This is a genomic window from Bradyrhizobium nanningense, assembly GCF_004114535.1.
In the GTDB taxonomy this organism is placed as follows: Bacteria; Pseudomonadota; Alphaproteobacteria; order Rhizobiales; family Xanthobacteraceae; genus Bradyrhizobium; species Bradyrhizobium nanningense.
In genome coordinates this window covers 63,165-82,787 of record NZ_LBJC01000013.1, presented here as the reverse complement: position 1 = coordinate 82,787, position 19,623 = coordinate 63,165, and the positions used below count along the sequence as shown (strand labels likewise).

The window sequence follows — 19,623 nt, the reverse complement described above, 5'->3', positions numbered from 1 at the left end:
GCCGGCGGCTGGGGCGACTGATGCCGGCGACGCCCTTCATCTCAAAAGCCTCCTAAAGGCTTATCCCTTGGCGAGGGGCACCGCGACGAAGCGCGACTGGCCGCCGCTCTTCACGCGCATCAGGACGCTGTTCTTGTTCTCGGTCCGCGCCGTGTTGATGGCATCGCGGACCTCGCCTGCGGTGGCGACGCTCTTGCCGCCGACTTCGAGAATCACGTCGCCTTCCTTGAAGCCGCGTTCGGCCGCGGCGCTCTTCGGATCGACTTCGGTGACCACGACGCCTTCCTTGCCGGCACCGGCCACGGAATTGGCGGGCGCAACGGTCATGCCGAGCTTGGGCACGTCAGTGCCCTTGGTCGCACCCTTGCCGCTGTCATTGTCGTTGTCGGCCTTGGCCTCGACCGTGTTCGGCAGCTGGCCGAGGGTGAGGTTGACGACCTTATCCTGGCCCTTGTGCAGCACGTTGAGCTTCACGGTCGCGCCGGGCGCCATGCCGCCGATGGTGCGGGCAAGCTCGCGGGCGTCCTTGACGGACTCGCCGTTGACCGACGTGATCACGTCGCCGGATTCGATGCCGGCCTTCGCGGCCGGACCATTGGCCTGCGGCTCCGCCACCAGCGCGCCTTCGGCCTTCTTCATGCCGAGGCTGTCGGCGATGTCGGACGTGACGGGCTGAATCTGCACGCCGATCCAGCCGCGGCTGACCGAACCCTTGTCCTTGAGCTGGGCGACCACGCTCTTCACGGTGCTCGCCGGAATCGAGAACGCGATGCCGACGCTGCCGCCGGAAGGCGAGTAGATCGCGGTGTTGACGCCCATCACCTCGCCGTTGGTGTCGAAGGCCGGGCCGCCGGAATTGCCCTTGTTCACGGGCGCGTCGATCTGGATGAAATCGTCATAGGGACCGTTGCCGATGTCGCGGCCGCTCGCCGAAACGATGCCCGCGGTCACGGTGCCGCCGAGACCGAAGGGATTGCCGACCGCGAGCACCCAGTCGCCGATCCGCGGCTTGGCGTCGGCGAGCTTGGCGAACGGGAAGTTCGAGCTGCCCTCGACCTTGATCAAGGCAAGGTCGGTGCGCTGGTCGGTGCCGATCACCTTGGCGGTGTAGGTCTTGCCGTCGTCGGTGGTGACCTCGACCTTGTCGGCGCCGTCGACGACGTGGTTGTTGGTCACGGCAAAGCCGTCAGGCGAGATGAAGAAGCCGGAGCCCTGGCCCTGCACGACGCGGCCGCGGCCGCCCTTCATGCCCGGGGGGAAACCGTCCGGACCACCGAAGCGGCGGAAGAAGCGCTCCATCGGCGAGCCCGGCTGGAACGGCGAGGAGGAATCGTCGCCGTCATCGTTGCTCGCGGTCTTTTCCTTGATGTTGACCTTCACCGAGATCACCGACGGCTTCACGCGCTCGACGATGTCGGCGAAGCCGATGGGACGTTCGACCTTTCGGACCTCGTTGTTGACCTGCGCATGCGCCGGGCTCGAGAACAGGTCGGCCGGCGAGGTCGACGGGCCAAAGCCATAGACGGCCGCGCCAAGGCCGGCGACGACCGAGGCCATCAGCGCGAATTTGCGCGCAGAGAAGACCGAGCGGGGCTGCCGGTAGGACGGAAGGTTCGAGAGGTCGGGACGGTCGGTCATGTAGAGATCTCCAGGGCCTTGAAATCCATGTGATGCCTGAGAGCGGCACCTTACGGACCTGAAGATGGGGACTCCCGCCTTACCGTGCGCTGGCGGCGGGGTTAAACTTTCGTAATGAAAGGACGAGGCCGATGCGGCAGTTTAGCGCAGGCTGAAAATTGTGATTCCCCAGGAACTTAACCGAGTTCCCGTGACGGCGCGGGAGAGGCTTTTTGTGCGCTCTAGCTCGCTCTGACGCTGACGATGAACTCGTCGACTTCGCGCTTCAAGGTCTCGGCCTGCTGCGACAGATCGACCGCCGAATCCCGCGCCTCGGCCGCCATGCGGCCGGTCTCCGCGGAGGTCGAGGTGATCTGGGCGATGTGGTTGGAGACGTCGAGGGTGCCGCGCGCGGCGTCCTGGGCGCTGCGCGTGATCTCCTGCGTCGCGTTACGCTGCTGGGAGGTGTCGACCTCGATGCCGGACATGATGGACGAGATCTCCGACAGCGTCTTGGAGATGCCGTCGATCGCGTCGCGCGTCTGTGCGGTGATGCCCTGAATGCTGGCGACGTGGGAGGTGATCTCCTCTGTCGCCTTGCTGGTCTGATGCGCCAGATTCTTCACCTCGGAGGCGACCACCGCGAACCCCTTGCCGGCCTCCCCTGCCCGTGCCGCCTCGATGGTGGCATTCAGCGCCAGCAGATTGGTCTGCGAGGCGATCGCCTGCACGAGCTGGACGACCTCGCCGATCTTGTCGGCGGCGTCCGATAGCGTGTGGATGGTGTCACGGCTCTTCTCCGCCTGGGACGCCGCGCCTTCGGCGCGCTGGGTCGCGTCCGTGACGCGGCGGCTGATCGTGCCGATCGAATTCGTCATCTCCCCGGCAGAACCTGCCACCGTCTGCACGCTGCCGCTCGCCAGGCTCGCGGCGCTCGCGACCGCATTGGCCTTGGTGCTGGTGTCGTTGGCCGTCCGTGACAACGTCTCGGCGTTGCTCTTCAGATGCACGGCTGATGACGCCACGCTGTCGACGACGCTGGCGACGAGGTCGTTGAAGCGCTTGATCCGGTCGTCCAGGAATTTCGATCGCTCGGCCTGGTGCTGCGCTTCGTGGAGCTGCCGTTCGGTGAGGTGGCGCCGCTCGAGGCCGTTGGTCTTGAAGACCTCCAGCGCGCCGGCGAGCAGGCCGATCTCGTTGCTGCGGCCGAGTCCTGGGACCGATGTCTCGAACTTCTGATCGGCGACCTCGCGCATCGCATGGACGATCGCCGCCAGGGGATTGATGATGCCGTTGCGGACGGCGAACCAGGTGGTGAGGCAGATCGCGGCGGCGACGACGGCGATCACGCCGCAGGCGGCCAGGAAGTAGGAGAACGCGGCCTGCGCCTGCTGATAGGTCTGCATGGCGTGATCGCGCGCGGGGCCGCTCAGCGCGGCGAAGTCCGAGGACAGGCTGGTGATCTCGTTGTTGAGATAGAGCACCGCAATGAAGCCGGTGCCACCGCCGATACCCAGCAGAAACAATAATGCAGCGACCACGGCGCCGACCAGGAAGCGGATCGTCAGATTGCTGTTCGCGAACATCGGGGGACTCAGAGTCTGGAATCGAAACTCGCGACAAGCTTCCAGACAAAGGTCAATATAGCATGAAGCACGCGGCGGCGGTCGCAGCTTACGTAGCATTACGTAGCCAGGACGACATCGCGCCGCTAGGAAGACTTGGTCTCGTCGGACATCAAGGCCGCGAGCCGCGCCTGTTCGTCGGGCGTGAGCGGCGGCGCCGGTACGTCTGCACCGCCATGCGCGCGACGCCGGATTTGCAGCCACAGTGCCACGCCGCCCCCGATCAGCAGCAGCGGCCCGAGCAGCCACAGCAGCAGGGTCTGACGCTCGAAGCGCGGTTTCAACAGCACGAACTCGCCGTAGCGCGCGACCAGGAAGTCGAGCACCTGCGAGTTGCTGTCGCCGGCGCCGATGCGCTCGCGCACCAGGAGCCGCAGGTCGCGTGCTAGCGGCGCATCGGAATCGTCGATCGACTGGTTCTGGCAGACCATGCAGCGGAGCTCGCGCGACAGCTCGCGCGCACGGGCTTCCTTGGCGGGATCCGACATGATCTCGTCGGGCTGCACCGCGTGGGCCGCGGGCAAAGCCAGCAGCATCAGCAGGGCGAACGCGGCCATCATCCGGCGCATCGGATCACTCCGCCGGCTGGAGGCGCTGCTTGGACCGCGCCGGCTTCGGCGCGCCGACCCGCAGGCGCCGGTCGGACAGCGACAGCACGCCGCCGAACGCCATCAGCACCGGTCCCCACCAGATCAGGAGCACCATCGGCTTGTAATAGATGCGCACCGCGATGGCGCCCTCGGCCGTGGTGTCGCCGAGCGAGATATAGAGCTGGCTCGCGCCGCGCGTCAGCAGCGCGGCCTCGGTGGTCGACGAGCCGCGGGTGGAGAAGCTGCGCTTCGAAGGCGTCATGACGCTGAGGGGCTGACCATCGCGGCTGACGTTGAACTCGGCGATCATCTCACGATAGTTCGGGCCTTGATGCTGCAGCAACCCGTCGAGCTTGACGTCGAAGCCGGCGATCTGTGCGACGTCGTTCTGCTTCATCGTCGCGATATATTCGCTGTTCCAGGTGGTCTCGCAGACGATCCCGATCAGCGCCACGCCGAGGCCGGCATGCGCAAACGCGGTGCCCCAGGCCGAGCGCGGCAGGCCGCGGGCCCGGTGCAGCACCGTCGCGAACGGCAGCCGCACGAGGCCGGTCCGCTCGACGATGTCGGTGACGGCACCGGCGATGACGAAGACACCAAGCCCGATCGCAAGCGGCGCCAGCGTGCTGCCGCCCGTCGTCCAGCCCCAGACGATAGCGACGGCGACGAGCCCGGCAACGCCCGCAGCTAACAGGCGCTGCGTCACGCCGAGCAGATCGCCGCGCTTCCATGCCAGCATCGGCCCGAACGGCACGGCGAGCAGCAACAGGGCAAACAGCGGCGCGAAGGTCAGGTTGTAGAACGGCGCACCGACCGACATCTTGAAGTCGGCGAGCATCTCCATCGCCAGCGGATACAGCGTGCCGAACAGCACGACGGCGCAGGCAACCGTGAGCAGCAGATTGTTCAGCACCAGCGCTCCCTCGCGCGAGATCGGCGCGAACAGGCCGCCCTGCTTCAACGACGTCGCGCGGCCCGCGAACAGCGCCAGGCTGCCGCCGATGAACAGGCAGAGGATCAGCAGAATGAACACGCCGCGGGTGGGATCGGTGGCGAAGGCGTGCACCGAGGTGATGACGCCCGAACGCACCAGGAAGGTGCCGAGCAGCGACAGCGAGAAGGTCAGGATCGAGAGCAGGATGGTCCAGACCTTCAGCGCGTTGCGCTTCTCCATCACCAGGGCCGAGTGGAGCAGCGCGGTGCCGGAGAGCCACGGCATCAGCGAGGCGTTCTCGACCGGATCCCAGAACCACCAGCCGCCCCAGCCGAGCTCGTAATAGGCCCAGTACGAGCCCATGGCGATGCCGAGCGTCAGGAAGATCCAGGCAACCAGCGTCCACGGCCGCACCCAGCGCGCCCAGGCCGCGTCGATCCGCCCCTCCATCAGCGCCGCGATGGCAAAGGAGAACGAGATCGAGAAGCCGACATAGCCGAGATAGAGCATCGGCGGATGCACGGCGAGCCCGACATCCTGGAGCACCGGATTGAGATCACGTCCCTCGATCGGCGGGCTCGCGATACGCAGGAACGGGTTCGACGTCACGAGGATGAAGAGATAGAAGGCGCTGGCGACCCAGGCCTGGACGGCGAGCACATGCGCGCGCAGCGACAGCGGCAAATTGTTGCCGAAGGCCGCGACCAACCCGCCGAACAGCGCGAGGATCGACACCCACAACAGCATCGAGCCTTCATGGTTTCCCCACACGCCGGTGATCTTGTAGAGCAGCGGCTTCATCGAGTGGGAATTCTCGTACACGTTGGCGACGGAGAAATCCGAGTTCACGTGCAACATCACGAGAGCTATGAACGAAGCGCCGACGAACAGGAGCTGCGCCAGCGCCGTGGAGCGCGCCACGTTCATGAGCGCTGCGTCGCGCAGCCGCGCGCCGATCAGGGGCACGACGGACTGGATCAGTGCGAGCCCAAGCGCCAGCACCAGCGCGTAATGTCCGGATTCTGCGATCACCGCACCGCTCCTTGCGGATTGCCCTGCGCGGTCGTCGCCGCCGGCTTGCCTGCATCAGACGTCTTGCCGCCGCCAGAAGGCTTGCCGCCGTAATCGTCTTTCCAGTGCCCCTGCTTTTTCAGAGCATCGGCGACGTCCTTGGGCATGTAGGTCTCGTCGTGCTTGGCAAGCACGGTATCGGCCTTGAACACGCCATTGGCATCGAGCGCACCTTCGGCGACGACGCCCTGCCCCTCGCGGAACAGGTCCGGCAGGATGCCCTTGTAGGCCACCGGCAGCTTGGCGTTGCCGTCGGCGACCTCGAAGGTCACCGCGAGATTGTCGCCGCGCTGAAGTGAGCCCGGCTGCACCAGCCCACCGAGACGAAACCGCCGGCCAGGCTCGACGTGCTTCTCAGCGACCATGGTCGGCGTCGAGAAGAACACGATGGAGTCGCGAAGGGCGTTGAGGACCAGCGCGGCCGCGAGCGCAAGCACGGCGAGCGAGCCGCCGATGATGGTCATACGTCGCTGCTTGCGCGTCATGGCGTATCCGTTCTCCGCGTCTCTCGTTCCGACATCGTCATCCGCCGAGCCCCAGGGTCTTGAGGCCTTCGTTGAGCTGGCGAAGCCGATCGGCATCGCTGGCAACCGCCTGCCGGGCATCGACTGACGCCCCCATCGCCTTGCCACGGTCGCCCATCACGAGATAGGCGCGCACCAGGCGCAGCCATCCATCGACGTCGTCGCCGTTCTGCTTCAACCTTGTGGCCAGGCGTTCGACCATGCCGCGCACCATTGCGTTGCGATCGCCTTCGGCCATGTCCTTGGAAGCAGCGATGGTTTCATCGGACAGCGCCGGCATCGTGCCGCCGCCGCCGACCCGCGCCAGCGAGGTCTGCACCAGGGCGCGCCAGGGCGCATCTGCGGGTGCTTTCGCAAGCAGCGCGCGCCAAATATTGGCTGCGTCGTCTTTGCGGCCGTCCTGCTCGGCGGCGAGACCGAGGAAGTAGTTGGCCTTGGGATCGTCGGCGTTCAAGGCGTGAGCCCGCTCGAATTCAGACTTGGCTTCGGCTGTTACGACGCCGCCGGCGGCGGCCGAGAGCGCTTCGCCAAGATCGGCCCGGCGCTCCGCGCTTTCGCCATTGTAGGTGAGCGAGTTGCGATAGGCGCGCACCGCATCGTCGAAACGGCCAAGCCGCTGCAGCACCGGCGCGAGCACGTTCCAGCCGCGGCCGTCGGTCGGATTCTTCTCCAGATGCTGCTGGACCTGCTCGACGAGGTTCTCGAGCGACTGCGCCTTGCCCGGCGCGCGCTCCCGTTGTGCCAGCGGAAAGTCCTGAAGCCGGGGCGAGCCGAGCGGCATGTAGACGGCGATCGCAACCAGCGGCAGGCCGGCGAGCGCCAGCACGGCCGCCACACGGCGCCATTTCAAATTCGACGTCGGTGCCACTTCGGGTTCGCTGGCGGCCGCGGCAAGCAGCCTGCGGCTGATCTCGACGCGCGCAGCCTCGGCGTCCGGCGCGGGAATCAAGCCTGCGGCGAGATCACGCTCGATCTCGGCCAGCTGGTCCTTGTAGACCGCGACCTCGCTACCTTGATTCTGGGCGCGTTCCTTGCGGCCAAGCGGCCAAAGCACGGCGAAAATCGCCGCGACCGTCATCAGCGCGAACACGAACCATAGCGTCATCTGGCAAGCTTCCGGCAGCGCACGAACCGCGCCCATAGGTGGCTTTACACCACGGCCGGATGATGCGGCAATTGACAATTGTCAATTTGGCGCGACCGCACGCAGTCTCGAAACGGTGCAAATCCAACGGCTTAGGCGATCTCGAAATCCGCACTTTGCGCGGCGGCCTCGCCGTGGCCGTTGAAAGCCTTCAGGAAGTACGTTCCGGGCGTGACGGCTTCCGGCAATCTGATGCGCAGCGCGCCGACCGGAACCGGAGACGCAACCCGCGTGAGGGTCTCGGACCATTGCCGACCGCTTGCCTTCTCGACTAGCACCACTTTGGCGCCGACCATCAGCCTTTGATACTTGGCAACGACGACGCGGTTCTCAATTTCGATCGAGCTGATAACGGGTTTCATGCGCCACAAATAGAGGTTCCCCGAGCTTGCGCGGGAACCGTACGGCGCGCCCGCGGCAGGGTCAACCAGAAATTGTGACCACGAAAATATGCGCTTGGATCAGCTCGCGCGCGACGATTTGCGCTCGCCCGTCGCGGCGTTCTGCGCGGCCCTGCTCATCAGCGAGGCGTAATCGTCGCCAAACAGCACCTGGCAGAAGCGAATCGCGGCGTCCACCTGTTGTTGTCGATAGGTGCGGACCTTGTGATCGGCGGCCCGCAACGACTGCACCAGCTGCTCGGTCGAGCGTTCGACATATTGCTGGAGATCGGAATAGGTGCGCAGCGTCACCTCGTTGATTGCAAGCTCGCTCGCATAGTTGCGGCAGGTCGCGACGAAATCGATCAGCGCCACGGTCTCTTCCACCTCGGTGCTGTCGATCCGTGCCCCCGGCGGAATGTCCTTCTCGGGGCGCTGGCGCAGGATGCGGCGGACGCGGCCGGGAACGCTGTCGATCTCGGATTGCAGCGCATTGGAGATGTCGGCCCGGATCGAGGTCAGCTGCTTGCCCCAGGTGGAATCGTTGCGCAGGTCGAGCTCGGTGCGCAGGCCGCGCACGCCGTCGTGCAACGCCTTGAGATTGCCGGCCACGTTGTCGAAATGGCCGCGCTTGATGTCCATGCGCAAGGTGGCCGCGACACAGGACAGATCGTGGAGCGCGATGGTGACGGCGACGCCGTAAGGCGTCGCCGCGACGCGGATCTCGTCATCGGAGGCGGCAATCTTGATGGCGAGACGAATGATCTGCCACGGCGCGGTCATCCGCTGCATCACGATCGACAGCGCGAAGGGCAGCAGCTGCGGCGTCTGAAGCACCGGAATGTTGAGCGCCGACGTCACCGAGACGATCTGGGAATCGCCGAAGGCGCGCAAGGTGCGCGGCAGCTTCTCGCTCAGGCCGGCGATGGCCTCTCGGACCTGAAGCACCGCTCCGATCGAGTAGAGATCCTCGATCACGTTGGGCGGGCCGACCCGGGCCAGCGCGCGCGATTTGTCGCCGCCGCCGGGACCCGTCAGCTCGAAAATGGCATCGGCAGCCACGGCTTGAAGCTTCTGCGCCAAGGCCTCGACCTGCCCCGCACTGTCGGCTGGCATGCGCGCCAGCGCCGCTTCGAATTCGTTGACCTTGGCCGGCGCGCCGTCGCGGCCGAGCCATTGCCAGATCGGCTGCAGCGAGGAGCGGCGGATCTGACCGACCCGTATCGGGGCGCCCGCTTCGACCAGGAACGGTTCCAGCACCTGGAACAGCAGCCGCGACAGATCGTCCGTGCGCGGCGGCGGGGCCTCATCGGCTTCGGTCTTGCGGACGATCTTACGCAACTGCTCGAGCACGAGGGTCGCCACCGCGGTGTCCTGGCCGCGCTCGAGCGCACGCTCGAACTCCCGCATCAGCAGCGCCTGCGCCTGCGGCGGGAGCTGCGCGAGATATTCCCTCAGCCGCTCGATCGATGTCTGGCTCATGCGCCCGGGTAATGCACGGTAAAATGGCGGACATGGATGCGTCCGGGCGCGATCATAAGAGGGCCCACTTAAGAAGCCGTTTAGGAAGTCGGACCGAATCCCCTTGATTGGCCTCGTCCGGCCCCTGGCGAGGACGAAAAACCGCGTCGGAACAAAGGATTATATTCCCGGAAGGATCAGTTCGGCCCGCAGGCCGCCGGTTGGCGCGCCGCCGAGCGAGAGGCTGCCGCCGTAGAGCGCGGCGAGGTCGGTCACGATCGACAGTCCCAGTCCCGAGCCGGGCTTGGACTCGTCGAGCCGCTGGCCGCGCCGGGAGACCTGGGCGCGCTCGGCCTCCGACAGGCCCCGGCCGTCGTCATCGACGATGATCCGCAGCCGTGGGCCCACCCCCGCCTGGGGCGGCGTCTCCACCAGGGCCTCGATGAAGACGCGTGAGGCTGCCCATTTGCAGGCATTGTCGACGAGATTGCCGACCATCTCTTCCAGATCCTGGCGCTCGCCGCGAAATTTCGCCGAATGATCGGCCTTGGCCTCGACCGCGATGCCCCGATCACGATGGATCTTCTCCATGGTCCGCCGCAGTGCCTCGATGGTGGGCGCCACCTCGGTCACGGTCGCGACCACCGAGACCCGCGCTGCGATGCGCGCACGCTCCAGATGATGGGCGACCTGGTCGCGCATCACGTCCGCCTGCTCCATCACCTTGGCCGCGAAGGGATCGGCGAGGTGGGCGCCGGCCTCGTTGACGATGACCGAGAGCGGCGTCTTGATCGCGTGGGCGAGATTGCCGACATGGGTGCGCGCGCGCTCGACGATCTCGCGATTGGCATCGATCAGTGCGTTTGTCTCGCGCGCCAATGGCGCGATCTCGACCGGGAATTCGCCCTCGAGCCGCTCCGCCCGCCCGGAGCGGATGTCGGCGATCGATTCGGAGATGCGCTTGAGCGGCGCGAGGCCGAAGCGGACCTGGAACACGGTGGTCAGCAGCAAAACGATGCCGAGCGCGGTGAAGGTGCCGCCGAGATAATAGTCGAAGCTGCGCGTCTCGTCGAATATCTCGGTGTCGTCGCCGGCGACGCTGACCAGAAATTTGCCGTCGGCGCCGAGATCGACGGGACGTTCGACCATGCGCAGGTTCTGCCCTTCGGGACCGTCGACATAGGCGAGGCGAATGCCGGCAGCGGTGAGCTCGGTGCCCTGCTCCTCCAGCTTCGGCAGCTTCTTGTCCCAGAGCGAGCGCGAGGAGCGCACTTCCGGCTTTTCGGTGTCGGTCCGGGTGATCTGCCAGTACCAGCCCGACAGCGGCAGCTCGAACAAGGGCTCGCCCAGCGACTGGAACTGGCGGTCCGGCGGCTCGTCGGGAGTCGCGACCTCGGCGATGAGGGTGCGCAGATAGAGGTTGAGCCGGCGGTCGAAGGCGCGCTCGGTGGCATTCTTGTAGACCGACGACAGCACCACGCCGGTGATGGCCAGGATCACCACGAGCCAGGCGGTCGCCGACAGGAACAGTCGGTTGGCAAGTGAGCTAGCGGCCATCGGAACGATCCCGGGAGGCGCAGGATGACAGGGCGTCGGAGGTCATGACCGGACCAAGGCCCCTGTCGCGCGGCCCGTCAAGCCCCGGAACGCGTCAGGCCGCCGGCGGGGTCAGGAGATAGCCGAGGCCGCGGACCGTCTGGATGATGTCGACATCGAGCTTCTTGCGGATGCGGCCGACGAACACCTCGATCGTATTGGAGTCGCGGTCAAAGTCCTGGTCGTAGAGATGCTCGACCAGCTCGGTGCGGGAGACCACCCGCCCGGAATGGTGCATGAGGTAGGCCAGAAGCCGATATTCGTGCGAGGTCATCTTGACGGGATTACCGGAGACGCTGACCCGGCCGGTCCTGGTATCGAGCGTGACGGGGCCGCAGCTGAGCTCGCTCTGGGCATGGCCGGTCGAACGGCGCAGCAGCGCGCGGATGCGTGCCAGCACTTCCTCCAGGTGGAACGGCTTTGCGACATAGTCGTCGGCGCCGGCATCGAACCCCTGCACCTTGTCGCTCCAACGGTCGCGCGCGGTGAGGATCAGCACCGGCATGGTGCGGCCGTTGCGGCGCCAAGCCTCCAGCACCGAGATGCCGTCCTTCTTCGGCAGACCGATGTCGAGCACGACGGCATCATACGGCTCGTTGTCGCCGAGATAGTGCCCCTCCTCCCCGTCGAAGGCCCGATCGACGACATAGCCGGCGTCGGTCAGCGCCTTGGTGAGCTGGCGATTGAGATCGGGGTCGTCCTCAACAACGAGCAGGCGCACGCTTCTCTCCCGAAATAGACCGCGACAACACCGCGCCAGATGAGCAATTCCGGCGTGAACCGAATATGAACGCCGGGAACCTGCCGCGTTACTTTTTGGTCATATACGATGTGTTTGCGGCCAACGCGACAGCGCCCGCCCTGCGACCGGACGAGCCGGCAGCAGGACGGGCGCTATGTGCCGCGTGCCGCGGCGCCTCGGGAGGTCCCGCCCTTCCCGTGAATTCGGCCGTCAGGTCCGGAAGAATACGAACCAGATGACGGCGAGGATCAGGATCGCAAGCCCGGTCGAAATGGCGAGCAGCGCCGCCACCGAAGGCCCCGGCTCGCCCTGGCGCGCCTCGGTCGGAGTTTCCACGATCTGATGCTGCTCTCGCGTGGTTGCCATGGTGCCCTCAATCTCTGGATGTCGCTTTCGATAGCCGCGACCTCCTCGCAGCCGATGTCCTGAGCCAACGCGTGATTGGATATGATGTTCCGGCTTTTGCGCAGGGATCGGGCAAGCGGCAGCATGGCCCAGCGGCCGGTTAACGCAGTTGGAAGATTCAGCAACCGACCTTGCTTTGATTCGTTGTTCCCCGATGGTATCCTTGTCATCTGTCCCTGTTGCGTTTGGAGTAGCCCATGGCCCCCCGCGCCAATTGGAAGGGTTTTCTGCGTTTGTCGCTCGTGACCTGCCCGGTCGCGCTCTATCCGGCCACTTCGGATACCGAGAAGGTCTCCTTCAACCAGATCAACCGCAAGACCGGCCACCGGATCAAGTACCTCAAGGTCGACGCCGAGACCGGTGACGAGGTGACTTCCGAGGACATCGTCAAGGGCTACAAAGTCGACACCGACACCTATATCGAGGTCACCAAGGACGAACTCGACGACATCGCGCTCGATTCCACGCACACGATCGAGATCGACGAGTTCGTACCGAAGACCGACATCGACAACCGCTATCTGATCCGCCCCTATTATCTCGTGCCGGACGGCAAGGTCGGCCATGACGCCTATGCCGTGATCCGCGAGACCATCCGCAGCATGGACAAGGTCGCGATCGGCCGCGTGGTGCTGACCAACCGCGAGCACATCATCGCGCTCGAGCCGCTCGAGAGCGGACTGATGGGCACGCTGCTGCGCTACCCTTACGAGGTCCGCAGCGAAACCGAATATTTCGACGACATCCAGGATGTGAAGCTCACCAAGGACATGCTCGACCTCGCCAAGCACATCGTCGAGAAGAAGTCCGGCGCGTTCGAGCCCGAGCTGTTCGAGGATCATTACGAGACCGCCCTGATCGATCTCATCAACAAGAAGCGCAGCGGCATGCCGATCGCAGCCAAGGCCGCGCCGAAGACCGGCGGCAACGTCATCAACTTGATGGACGCGCTGAAGAAGAGCATCGCGAACGAAAAGGACACAGCGCCCGCGGCGAAGGTCGCCAAGGAGACCGCCAAGGCCAAGAAGTCGAAGAAGCGCGTCGAGGGCCAGCGCGAGATGCTGCTGCCGATATCAGGCAAGGGCGGCAAGGACGCTGCGGCGAAGACGGCGAAGGAAGCCCCGAAAAAGGCCGCCGACAAGCCGGTGCGGGCGAAGAAGGCGGGCTGACGGCATCGCATCTGCAATCGCGCCGTGATGCCACCTCTCGCGGATCGGGCGGCCTGACATGCCCTGGTCGACGGCGTTCGACGATCCCGTTCGCGTGAGCAGCAAGCGCACGCTGCTCACACTCCAGGACGCCGCAGACTACATCATGCAACTGCCCGAGGATGCCCAGCACGAGGCGCACTGGCAGACCGCCGTCGAGACCTTGATCAATGCGGCCGAGACGGGCGGCGGCTGGCTGATGTTCGCCCGTATCGCCATGTTGCGGGCCCTGAATGCGCCTGGCCGGCGCCGATGAGCGCGATGGCCGGGCAAACAGCCTCAACAATCCGTTAACCGACACCTCTCCCCCGATGCGACCGTCGTGGGAGCGCCTGCCGGCGCTCGCCCTACCCACGAGCGTCTGCCGATTTGAATCCATTTGGACTGAGCGGCGGAACCTTAATTTAATGACTGCTGTCGTATCAGCGGAGGCGCGATTGCCCGGGCTTAATTCTTTTGGCGCGCACAAAGACTTATTCGATCTATTTACGAGTTCGATGACGACGCGACCATCGGATGAACAGGAGTTGGCAATGCGTTTGCTCAGGTCTTTCCTTGCCGATGAGAACGGTGCGACCGCGATCGAGTACGGCCTCATCGCCGCGGGGATCGCGCTGGCAATCGTGACGGCCGTGAACAACACGGGCGGCGCCCTCCTCAACAGCAAGTTCAACGCGGTCAGCTCGGCGATCAAGTAGCGCCCGATTCCCGGTTTGGCCGGCCGACATCGGCGATATCGCCACGACATTCAGCTCCCCCCGTCATTTCCGGCCTGGCACGCCTGCAACGGCGAGCCTGCGTGACGGCATGCCACGGCCTGCCCATGCCGCGGCCGCGCGCGGGCCATGATCTGGGTCAACAGCATCACGGCCGCGACGTCTAAGCATGGAGGCCGGGTTTCCTCCCTGCCGGCCTGTCCATGCATCCAGAGCTTCCGCACTCCCGACTGAAGATCCGCCGCGTCCGGCTCGATACCGGCCGCGAGAACGTCGTCGTCCTCTCCAGGCAGTCGAAAGCGCTGCGCGCCGAGATCTTCCGCGGCTTCAGCCGCGTCGAGCTGCGTCAGGGCGACAAGGTCATGCTGGCGACGTTGCTGATCACCGACGACGACACGCTGGCGGCCCCGGACGAGATCGGACTCTCCGAGCCGGCATTCCGGCGCTTCGCGCAAGGCGTGGGCACGCAGGTCACGATCAGGCCGGCCTCCCCTCCGGAGAGCCTGGAAGCGGTGCGCGCGAAGATCCACGGACGAACGCTGAGCCAGGCCGAGATCGGCGCGATCATCAACGACCTCGCACATTATCGCTACTCGGACATGGAGATTGCCGCCTTCCTGATCGGTTCGGCGAGCTTCATCACCAGCGACGAGCTGCTCTCGCTCACCGGGGCGATGGCCCAGGCCGGCACGCAATTGGTGTGGCCGACCCCTGTTGTCGTCGACAAGCATTGCATCGGAGGCATCCCCGGCAATCGCACCTCGATGGTCGTGGTGCCGATCGTCGCCGCGCACGGCCTGCCGATCCCGAAGACCTCCTCGCGCGCCATCACCTCGCCCGCCGGCACCGCCGACACGATGGAAGTCTTGGCGCGGGTGAATGTCGGCGTCGAGGAGATGAAGGCGATCGTCTCGGCCTGCAACGGCTGCCTGATCTGGGGCGGGCACGTGAACCTGTCGCCGGCCGACGACGTCCTGATCTCGGTCGAGCGCCCGCTCAGCCTCGATACCCGCGAGCAGATGGTCGCCTCCATCATGTCCAAGAAGATCGCGGCGGGCTCGACGCATCTGTTGATCGACATTCCGGTCGGGCCGACCGCGAAAGTCACCAGCGGCGTCGAGGCGATGCGGCTGCGCAAGCTGTTCGAATTCGTCGGCGACCGCTTCGGCCGCACGGTCGAGGTGATCGTGACCGACGGAAGCCAGCCGATCGGCAACGGCATCGGGCCGGTGCTCGAGGCCAATGACGTCATGGCGGTGCTCGGCAACGAGAAGGATGCGCCGCGTGACCTGCGCGAGAAATCGCTGCGGCTCGCCGCACATCTCCTGGAATACGATCCGAAGCTGCGTGGCGGCGCCGGCTATGCCCGCGCGCGCGAATTGCTCGACAGCGGCGCGGCACTGAAGCAGATGCAGAAGATCATCGACGCCCAGGGCCCCTCGACCTACAGCAACGAGCTGGGGCCGCTCAGCTTCGACGTCAAGGCGACGCATGACGGCATGGTGTCCCAGATCGACTGCCTGCGTCTGAACCGCCTTGCCCGCACCGCCGGCGCGCCGCTCGACAAGGGTGCCGGCATCCGCCTGTTCAAGAAGATCGGCGATCGCGTCGAGCAGGGCGAGCCGCTCTATCGCGTCTACACCTTCGACCGTCCCGAGCACGATCTGGCGGCCGATGCCGCCACTGAGGAGAGCGGTTACGTCGTCAACGGTCACGAGGCCACGGAGGGCAAGTCAGCGTCGTGAGCACGATCGCGCTCCAGACACTGCCCGGCGGCGTCGATGCGGCGACACGCCTTGCGGCGCGGCTCGGGCTTTCCTGCGCCGAGATCGCCGTGCATCGCTTTCCGGACGGCGAGCTGCGCGTCGTCGTCGCGCCGGCCGCTGATACCATCCTCCTCTATGTCTCGCTCGATCAACCCAATGACAAGCTGATCGCCTTGCTGTTCGCTGCGGAGGCATTGCGGCGTGGCGGCGCGAAGCGGCTGGTCCTGGTCGCACCCTATCTTTGCTACATGCGGCAGGACGCTGCATTTCATGCGGGCGAGGCCATCAGCCAGCGTGCCATGGGCGCTCTGCTCGCAAGGACCGTCGACCGAATCGTCACCGTGGATGCGCACCTGCATCGTACCCCCGACATCAGGTCGGTCTTTCCAGGCATCGAAGCGGAGAACCTGTCCGCCATGCCTGTCATCGCGAACGCGCTGGCGACCGGCGGTATCGACCCCGCAACAATCGTAATCGGGCCCGACATGGAGTCCGAGCCATGGGTGAACGACATCGCGAGCCGGCTGCGATTGCAGCATACGGTGGCCCGAAAGGCGCGGCACGGCGATCGATCCGTTTCCATCAGTTTTGCCGATCCCGGCCTGCTGGCGGGACGGCCCGCGCTCCTGGTGGACGACATCGTCTCCTCAGGGACGACGCTGATCGCGGCGGCGAAGGCCCTGACGGCGATGGGCGCGACCGCCGTCGATGCGATCGTGACGCATGCGCTGTTTCCACCCGCGATGATCGCCGCCTTCACCGAGGCCGGCATCCGGTTGGTTCGCTCGACCGACAGCGTGCCGCATCCAACCAACGCGATTGCGCTCGACGAGATTCTCGCGGACGCCTTGCGGTCCGAACTGACCACGACGCATCTTCCGGAGACGATTCCATGAGCATCACCGTTCGATTTTGTGGTGCCGCCCGCACCGTGACCGGGTCGAGCTATCTGTTCCAGACCGCAAGCGGCCGCTTCCTGGTCGATTGCGGCCTGTTCCAGGGCCAGAAGACGCTGAAGGAGCTCAACTACGGCGCCTTTCCGTTCCGCCCTGCCGATATCGATGCAGTGCTGCTCACGCATGCCCATATCGACCACAGCGGTCTGTTGCCGAAACTCGTGCGCGCGGGCTTCGAGGGTCCGATCCTGGCGACGCGCGGCACCATCGACCTCTGCTCCTACATGCTGCCCGACGCCGGCAGCATCCAGGAATCGGAAGTTGCGCAACTCAACCGGCGCAACGCCTCGCGCGGGCGCAAGGAGGTGCTGCCGATCTACACGCAGGCCGATGCGATCGCATCGCTGCAATCGTTTCGCGCGGTCGACTACGAACGCTGGACCGACGTGATCCCGGGCGTCCGCGCGCGCTATTGGAACGCGGGCCATCTGCTCGGCTCCGCCTCGATCGAACTCGAAATCGCCGAGCAGGGCTCGCCACGCCCGCTGCGCGTGCTGCTCTCCGGCGACGTCGGACCGGAGGCCAAGCTGCTGCAGCCCGATCCCGAAGCGCCAAGCGACCTCGACTACATCATCTCGGAATCGACCTATGGTGACCGGATACGCGAGGCCACGACACCTGCGCTGCGCCGCAAGCACCTCGCGGCAGAGGTGCGCGATGCGGCGGCGGCCGGCGGCGCGCTGCTGCTGCCCGCCTTCGCGGTCGAGCGCACCCAGGAGCTGATCGTCGATCTCGTCGACCTGATGGAGCACGGCGAGATTCCGACCGCACCGATCTTCCTCGACTCTCCGCTCGCGATCCGCGCGACCGAAGTGTTTCGCCGCCATGCCGCGAGCCTCGATCCATCGGTCGATGCAACGCGCCTGCTCAACTCGCCGCATCTCAAATTCACCGAGACCGCGGACGAGAGCAAGGCGATCATGCGCCTGTCCGGATTCCATATCATCATCGCCGCGAGCGGCATGTGCGATGCCGGCCGCATCCGCCATCATCTGAAGCGCTGGCTGTGGAACGAGCGCGCGACCGTGCTGCTCGCCGGCTTCCAGGCCAACGGCACGCTCGGCCGCTTCCTCCAGAACGGAGCCAAGGCCGTGCGGATCCAGGGGGAGGAGATCAAGGTCGCGGCCCGCATCCGAATGATCGACGAATATTCGGGGCACGCCGACGGCGCCGGCATTGCCAGCTGGATCGCGGCGCGCCGCCCCATCGCCCGCGGGCTGTTCCTGGTCCATGGCGAGGAAGGCGCCATTGCCGGACTCGCCGAACGCGTCGCCGAGCGCATCATTCCGGCGGCCAAGGTCTACCAGCCTATGCTGGACGACATCTACGAGCTCGCCGCGCCCGAACCGCGCGTGCTCGACGTCGATCACCGTCGGCGGCTCGCGCCGGAGGCCGTGACCCGTCTCGACTGGCACAACGAGATGTCGGAGCTCATGCTCGACATCAACGACAGGATTGGGGCGGCCGCCGACGACCGCGCCCGCGGCGTCATCATCCGCAGGCTGCGCCGGGCGCTGGAGGAGAAGGTGTAGCCGGACGGCGGTCGCAGTAATAGGCATCGGCGTCTCAGCAGATTCCGCATTGCGAGCGCAGCGAGCAATCCAGAATCCCTCGGCGGTTAGACTCTGGATTGCTTCGTCGCAAGAGCTCCTCGCAATGACGGAGTGTGGGGAGATGACATCGCCTTAACACGCCTCTCTCGTGTCCCGGACGCGCTGGAGCGCTCTTGCGCTGCGGCGCAGAGCCGGAACCCAGAAGGCTGCGCATTCCGCTGATACATGGGCCCCGGCTCTGCAGCGCACCGCACCGGACGATGCTTCGCATCGCCGGGGGCGCTGCGCTGCGTCCGGGGCAGAAGACCGCTGTTGACGATTGACACGCCTGCCCATTCTCGCGGCTTGTTTCGCCCGAGCTTTGCTGTCTTCTTCCGCCCTTATCTCAACAAGGGCGCAGGGAAGGCCGGGCGCCGGCTGGCACCCGAAGTCCCGCGTGTGCTGAAGAAGCGCGCACGGGGTGGACGACAGGTGACGCCGGGACATCCCGGCCTTCCCTGCGCGGATGGTTTTCACGGTGTCCTTCGTGCTCTCCCCGGGGAGCGATGCACTATTGCCCCCGTCGCCTTGCGGATGATCGATGCGCGCGCCGGTTGGCCGCTGCATCTCCGCAGGACTTGACGCACAGACCCCGGGCGTCAGGACCACACGACTTCTCCGTCCGCGCACATCCTCGCTGGGTTCTCCACGGCTGGCGTGCGCTCACCGTCGAGGCCATTCGAAGACGCTGTCAGCGCCGTGTCGTATCGCGCCTGTCGCTGCTCACGGTCGCCCGCCCTGCAATCCACATCGCGCGCCGACGCCGTCGCGGCCACCGCATCCCGGCCCGCGTCCCGTGACGATCGCGAAACGCCCCTTGTGGCGGGCGGGATGTCCAGGCTTGTACGGCAAAACCGAATTCCTGTAAATACGAATATTTTTTCCGGCGGCTCTCGACCCAGCGCTGGCGTGTTTTGCACGTCGGGCAACGCAAGGGATTGTGTACCCCGCTTCGGACAAGACCCATTCGGCTCTTCGTCTCGCCCATCGCCCGCAACCATCCTTCGAGACGCCCGCTTTAGGCGGGCTCCTCAGGATGAGGACGGTGTGCGCGGCAGCAGTTTCAACGGCACCGGCGCCGATGAGCCTCATCCTGAGGAGACCGCAAAGCGGTCGTCTCGAAGGACGAGGCGTCGCGCTCAGACCGGCCTCGCCCGAAAATCAAGCTGTTCTCAAGAAAAACAGGAGCCGGTCCGAAGACTTCCCTCAAGCCGGAACTGGCGTCCCGGCCTACAGACGAGATCGTTTGTCGTTCGCCTCGGCATCGCGAAGAGCGTCACGATCCCGCCGCACGGC

The 19,623-nt window shown here is 65.8% G+C and carries 17 protein-coding genes; 6 read left to right on the top strand and 11 right to left on the bottom strand.

Annotated elements, in window-relative coordinates:
• Positions 1-60: 60 nt before the first annotated feature.
• The 11 genes from XH84_RS07810 to XH84_RS39585 all read right to left on the bottom strand — a co-directional run bounded on the left by XH84_RS07810 (position 61) and on the right by XH84_RS39585 (position 12,050).
• On the bottom strand, positions 61-1,638 hold the full coding sequence (locus tag XH84_RS07810) for a Do family serine endopeptidase (protein ID WP_128918983.1): 1,578 nt from the start codon (positions 1,636-1,638) through the stop codon (positions 61-63).
• A gap of 221 nt (positions 1,639-1,859) precedes the next feature.
• The gene (locus XH84_RS07805; RefSeq protein ID WP_128918982.1) at positions 1,860-3,203 is read right to left on the bottom strand and encodes a methyl-accepting chemotaxis protein; all 1,344 of its coding nucleotides are present in this window, start codon (positions 3,201-3,203) and stop codon (positions 1,860-1,862) included.
• Between the two features lie 125 nt (positions 3,204-3,328).
• Positions 3,329-3,811 (bottom strand): cytochrome c-type biogenesis protein, encoded by a 483-nt coding sequence (locus tag XH84_RS07800; RefSeq protein WP_128918981.1) that lies wholly within the window; start codon positions 3,809-3,811, stop codon positions 3,329-3,331.
• Positions 3,812-3,815: 4 nt separating this feature from the next.
• Complete coding sequence (locus tag XH84_RS07795) at positions 3,816-5,798, bottom strand: heme lyase CcmF/NrfE family subunit (protein ID WP_128918980.1); 1,983 nt, start codon at positions 5,796-5,798, stop codon at positions 3,816-3,818.
• Positions 5,795-6,322 (bottom strand): cytochrome c maturation protein CcmE, encoded by a 528-nt coding sequence (ccmE, locus tag XH84_RS07790; protein ID WP_128918979.1) that lies wholly within the window; start codon positions 6,320-6,322, stop codon positions 5,795-5,797. Before ccmE ends, XH84_RS07795 begins: the two co-directional genes overlap by 4 nt.
• 37 nt (positions 6,323-6,359) lie before the next feature.
• Complete coding sequence (gene ccmI / locus XH84_RS07785; RefSeq protein WP_128918978.1) at positions 6,360-7,466, bottom strand: c-type cytochrome biogenesis protein CcmI; 1,107 nt, start codon at positions 7,464-7,466, stop codon at positions 6,360-6,362.
• Between the two features lie 131 nt (positions 7,467-7,597).
• Positions 7,598-7,867: a hypothetical protein gene (locus XH84_RS07780; protein WP_128918977.1), complete on the bottom strand. Its 270-nt coding sequence runs from the start codon at positions 7,865-7,867 to the stop codon at positions 7,598-7,600.
• A gap of 99 nt (positions 7,868-7,966) precedes the next feature.
• Positions 7,967-9,367 (bottom strand): hypothetical protein, encoded by a 1,401-nt coding sequence (locus XH84_RS07775; RefSeq protein WP_128918976.1) that lies wholly within the window; start codon positions 9,365-9,367, stop codon positions 7,967-7,969.
• Positions 9,368-9,526: 159 nt separating this feature from the next.
• On the bottom strand, positions 9,527-10,903 hold the full coding sequence (locus tag XH84_RS07770; RefSeq protein WP_128918975.1) for a sensor histidine kinase: 1,377 nt from the start codon (positions 10,901-10,903) through the stop codon (positions 9,527-9,529).
• A 94-nt stretch (positions 10,904-10,997) separates the two neighbouring features.
• The gene (locus XH84_RS07765) at positions 10,998-11,663 is read right to left on the bottom strand and encodes a response regulator transcription factor (RefSeq protein ID WP_018315821.1); all 666 of its coding nucleotides are present in this window, start codon (positions 11,661-11,663) and stop codon (positions 10,998-11,000) included.
• Positions 11,664-11,894: 231 nt separating this feature from the next.
• Complete coding sequence (locus tag XH84_RS39585; protein WP_164936196.1) at positions 11,895-12,050, bottom strand: hypothetical protein; 156 nt, start codon at positions 12,048-12,050, stop codon at positions 11,895-11,897.
• Between the two features lie 236 nt (positions 12,051-12,286).
• Between XH84_RS39585 and ku the strand changes: the two genes are divergently transcribed.
• The 6 genes from ku to XH84_RS07735 all read left to right on the top strand — a co-directional run bounded on the left by ku (position 12,287) and on the right by XH84_RS07735 (position 18,267).
• Positions 12,287-13,258, top strand: a complete 972-nt coding sequence (gene ku / locus XH84_RS07760) for a non-homologous end joining protein Ku (RefSeq protein WP_128918974.1) — start codon at positions 12,287-12,289, stop codon at positions 13,256-13,258.
• A gap of 58 nt (positions 13,259-13,316) precedes the next feature.
• Entirely contained in the window at positions 13,317-13,553 is a 237-nt protein-coding gene (locus XH84_RS07755; RefSeq protein WP_128918973.1) for a hypothetical protein, read from the top strand.
• Between the two features lie 277 nt (positions 13,554-13,830).
• Complete coding sequence (locus tag XH84_RS07750; protein ID WP_128918972.1) at positions 13,831-13,995, top strand: Flp family type IVb pilin; 165 nt, start codon at positions 13,831-13,833, stop codon at positions 13,993-13,995.
• A 221-nt stretch (positions 13,996-14,216) separates the two neighbouring features.
• A complete protein-coding gene (locus XH84_RS07745) occupies positions 14,217-15,758 on the top strand; it encodes a thymidine phosphorylase family protein (RefSeq protein WP_128918971.1) in 1,542 nt (513 codons plus the stop codon).
• Positions 15,755-16,675: a ribose-phosphate pyrophosphokinase gene (locus XH84_RS07740; RefSeq protein WP_128918970.1), complete on the top strand. Its 921-nt coding sequence runs from the start codon at positions 15,755-15,757 to the stop codon at positions 16,673-16,675. Before XH84_RS07745 ends, XH84_RS07740 begins: the two co-directional genes overlap by 4 nt.
• A complete protein-coding gene (locus XH84_RS07735; protein ID WP_128918969.1) occupies positions 16,672-18,267 on the top strand; it encodes an MBL fold metallo-hydrolase in 1,596 nt (531 codons plus the stop codon). The genes XH84_RS07740 and XH84_RS07735 overlap by 4 nt, the downstream gene beginning before the upstream one ends.
• Positions 18,268-19,623: the final 1,356 nt, after the last annotated feature.

Excerpts from the sequence above, each read along its gene's own strand:
- XH84_RS07810 (WP_128918983.1), bottom strand. The coding sequence starts at position 1,638 with ATGACCGACCGTCCCGACCTCTCGAACCTTCCGTCCTACCGGCAGCCC.
- XH84_RS07805 (WP_128918982.1), bottom strand. The coding sequence starts at position 3,203 with ATGTTCGCGAACAGCAATCTGACGATCCGCTTCCTGGTCGGCGCCGTG.
- XH84_RS07800 (WP_128918981.1), bottom strand. The coding sequence starts at position 3,811 with ATGCGCCGGATGATGGCCGCGTTCGCCCTGCTGATGCTGCTGGCTTTG.
- ccmE (WP_128918979.1), bottom strand. The coding sequence starts at position 6,322 with ATGACGCGCAAGCAGCGACGTATGACCATCATCGGCGGCTCGCTCGCC.
- ccmI (WP_128918978.1), bottom strand. The coding sequence starts at position 7,466 with ATGACGCTATGGTTCGTGTTCGCGCTGATGACGGTCGCGGCGATTTTC.
- XH84_RS07780 (WP_128918977.1), bottom strand. The coding sequence starts at position 7,867 with ATGAAACCCGTTATCAGCTCGATCGAAATTGAGAACCGCGTCGTCGTT.
- XH84_RS07775 (WP_128918976.1), bottom strand. The coding sequence starts at position 9,367 with ATGAGCCAGACATCGATCGAGCGGCTGAGGGAATATCTCGCGCAGCTC.
- XH84_RS07770 (WP_128918975.1), bottom strand. The coding sequence starts at position 10,903 with ATGGCCGCTAGCTCACTTGCCAACCGACTGTTCCTGTCGGCGACCGCC.
- XH84_RS39585 (WP_164936196.1), bottom strand. The coding sequence starts at position 12,050 with ATGGCAACCACGCGAGAGCAGCATCAGATCGTGGAAACTCCGACCGAG.
- ku (WP_128918974.1), top strand. The coding sequence starts at position 12,287 with ATGGCCCCCCGCGCCAATTGGAAGGGTTTTCTGCGTTTGTCGCTCGTG.
- XH84_RS07755 (WP_128918973.1), top strand. The coding sequence starts at position 13,317 with ATGCCCTGGTCGACGGCGTTCGACGATCCCGTTCGCGTGAGCAGCAAG.
- XH84_RS07750 (WP_128918972.1), top strand. The coding sequence starts at position 13,831 with ATGCGTTTGCTCAGGTCTTTCCTTGCCGATGAGAACGGTGCGACCGCG.
- XH84_RS07745 (WP_128918971.1), top strand. The coding sequence starts at position 14,217 with ATGCATCCAGAGCTTCCGCACTCCCGACTGAAGATCCGCCGCGTCCGG.
- XH84_RS07735 (WP_128918969.1), top strand. The coding sequence starts at position 16,672 with ATGAGCATCACCGTTCGATTTTGTGGTGCCGCCCGCACCGTGACCGGG.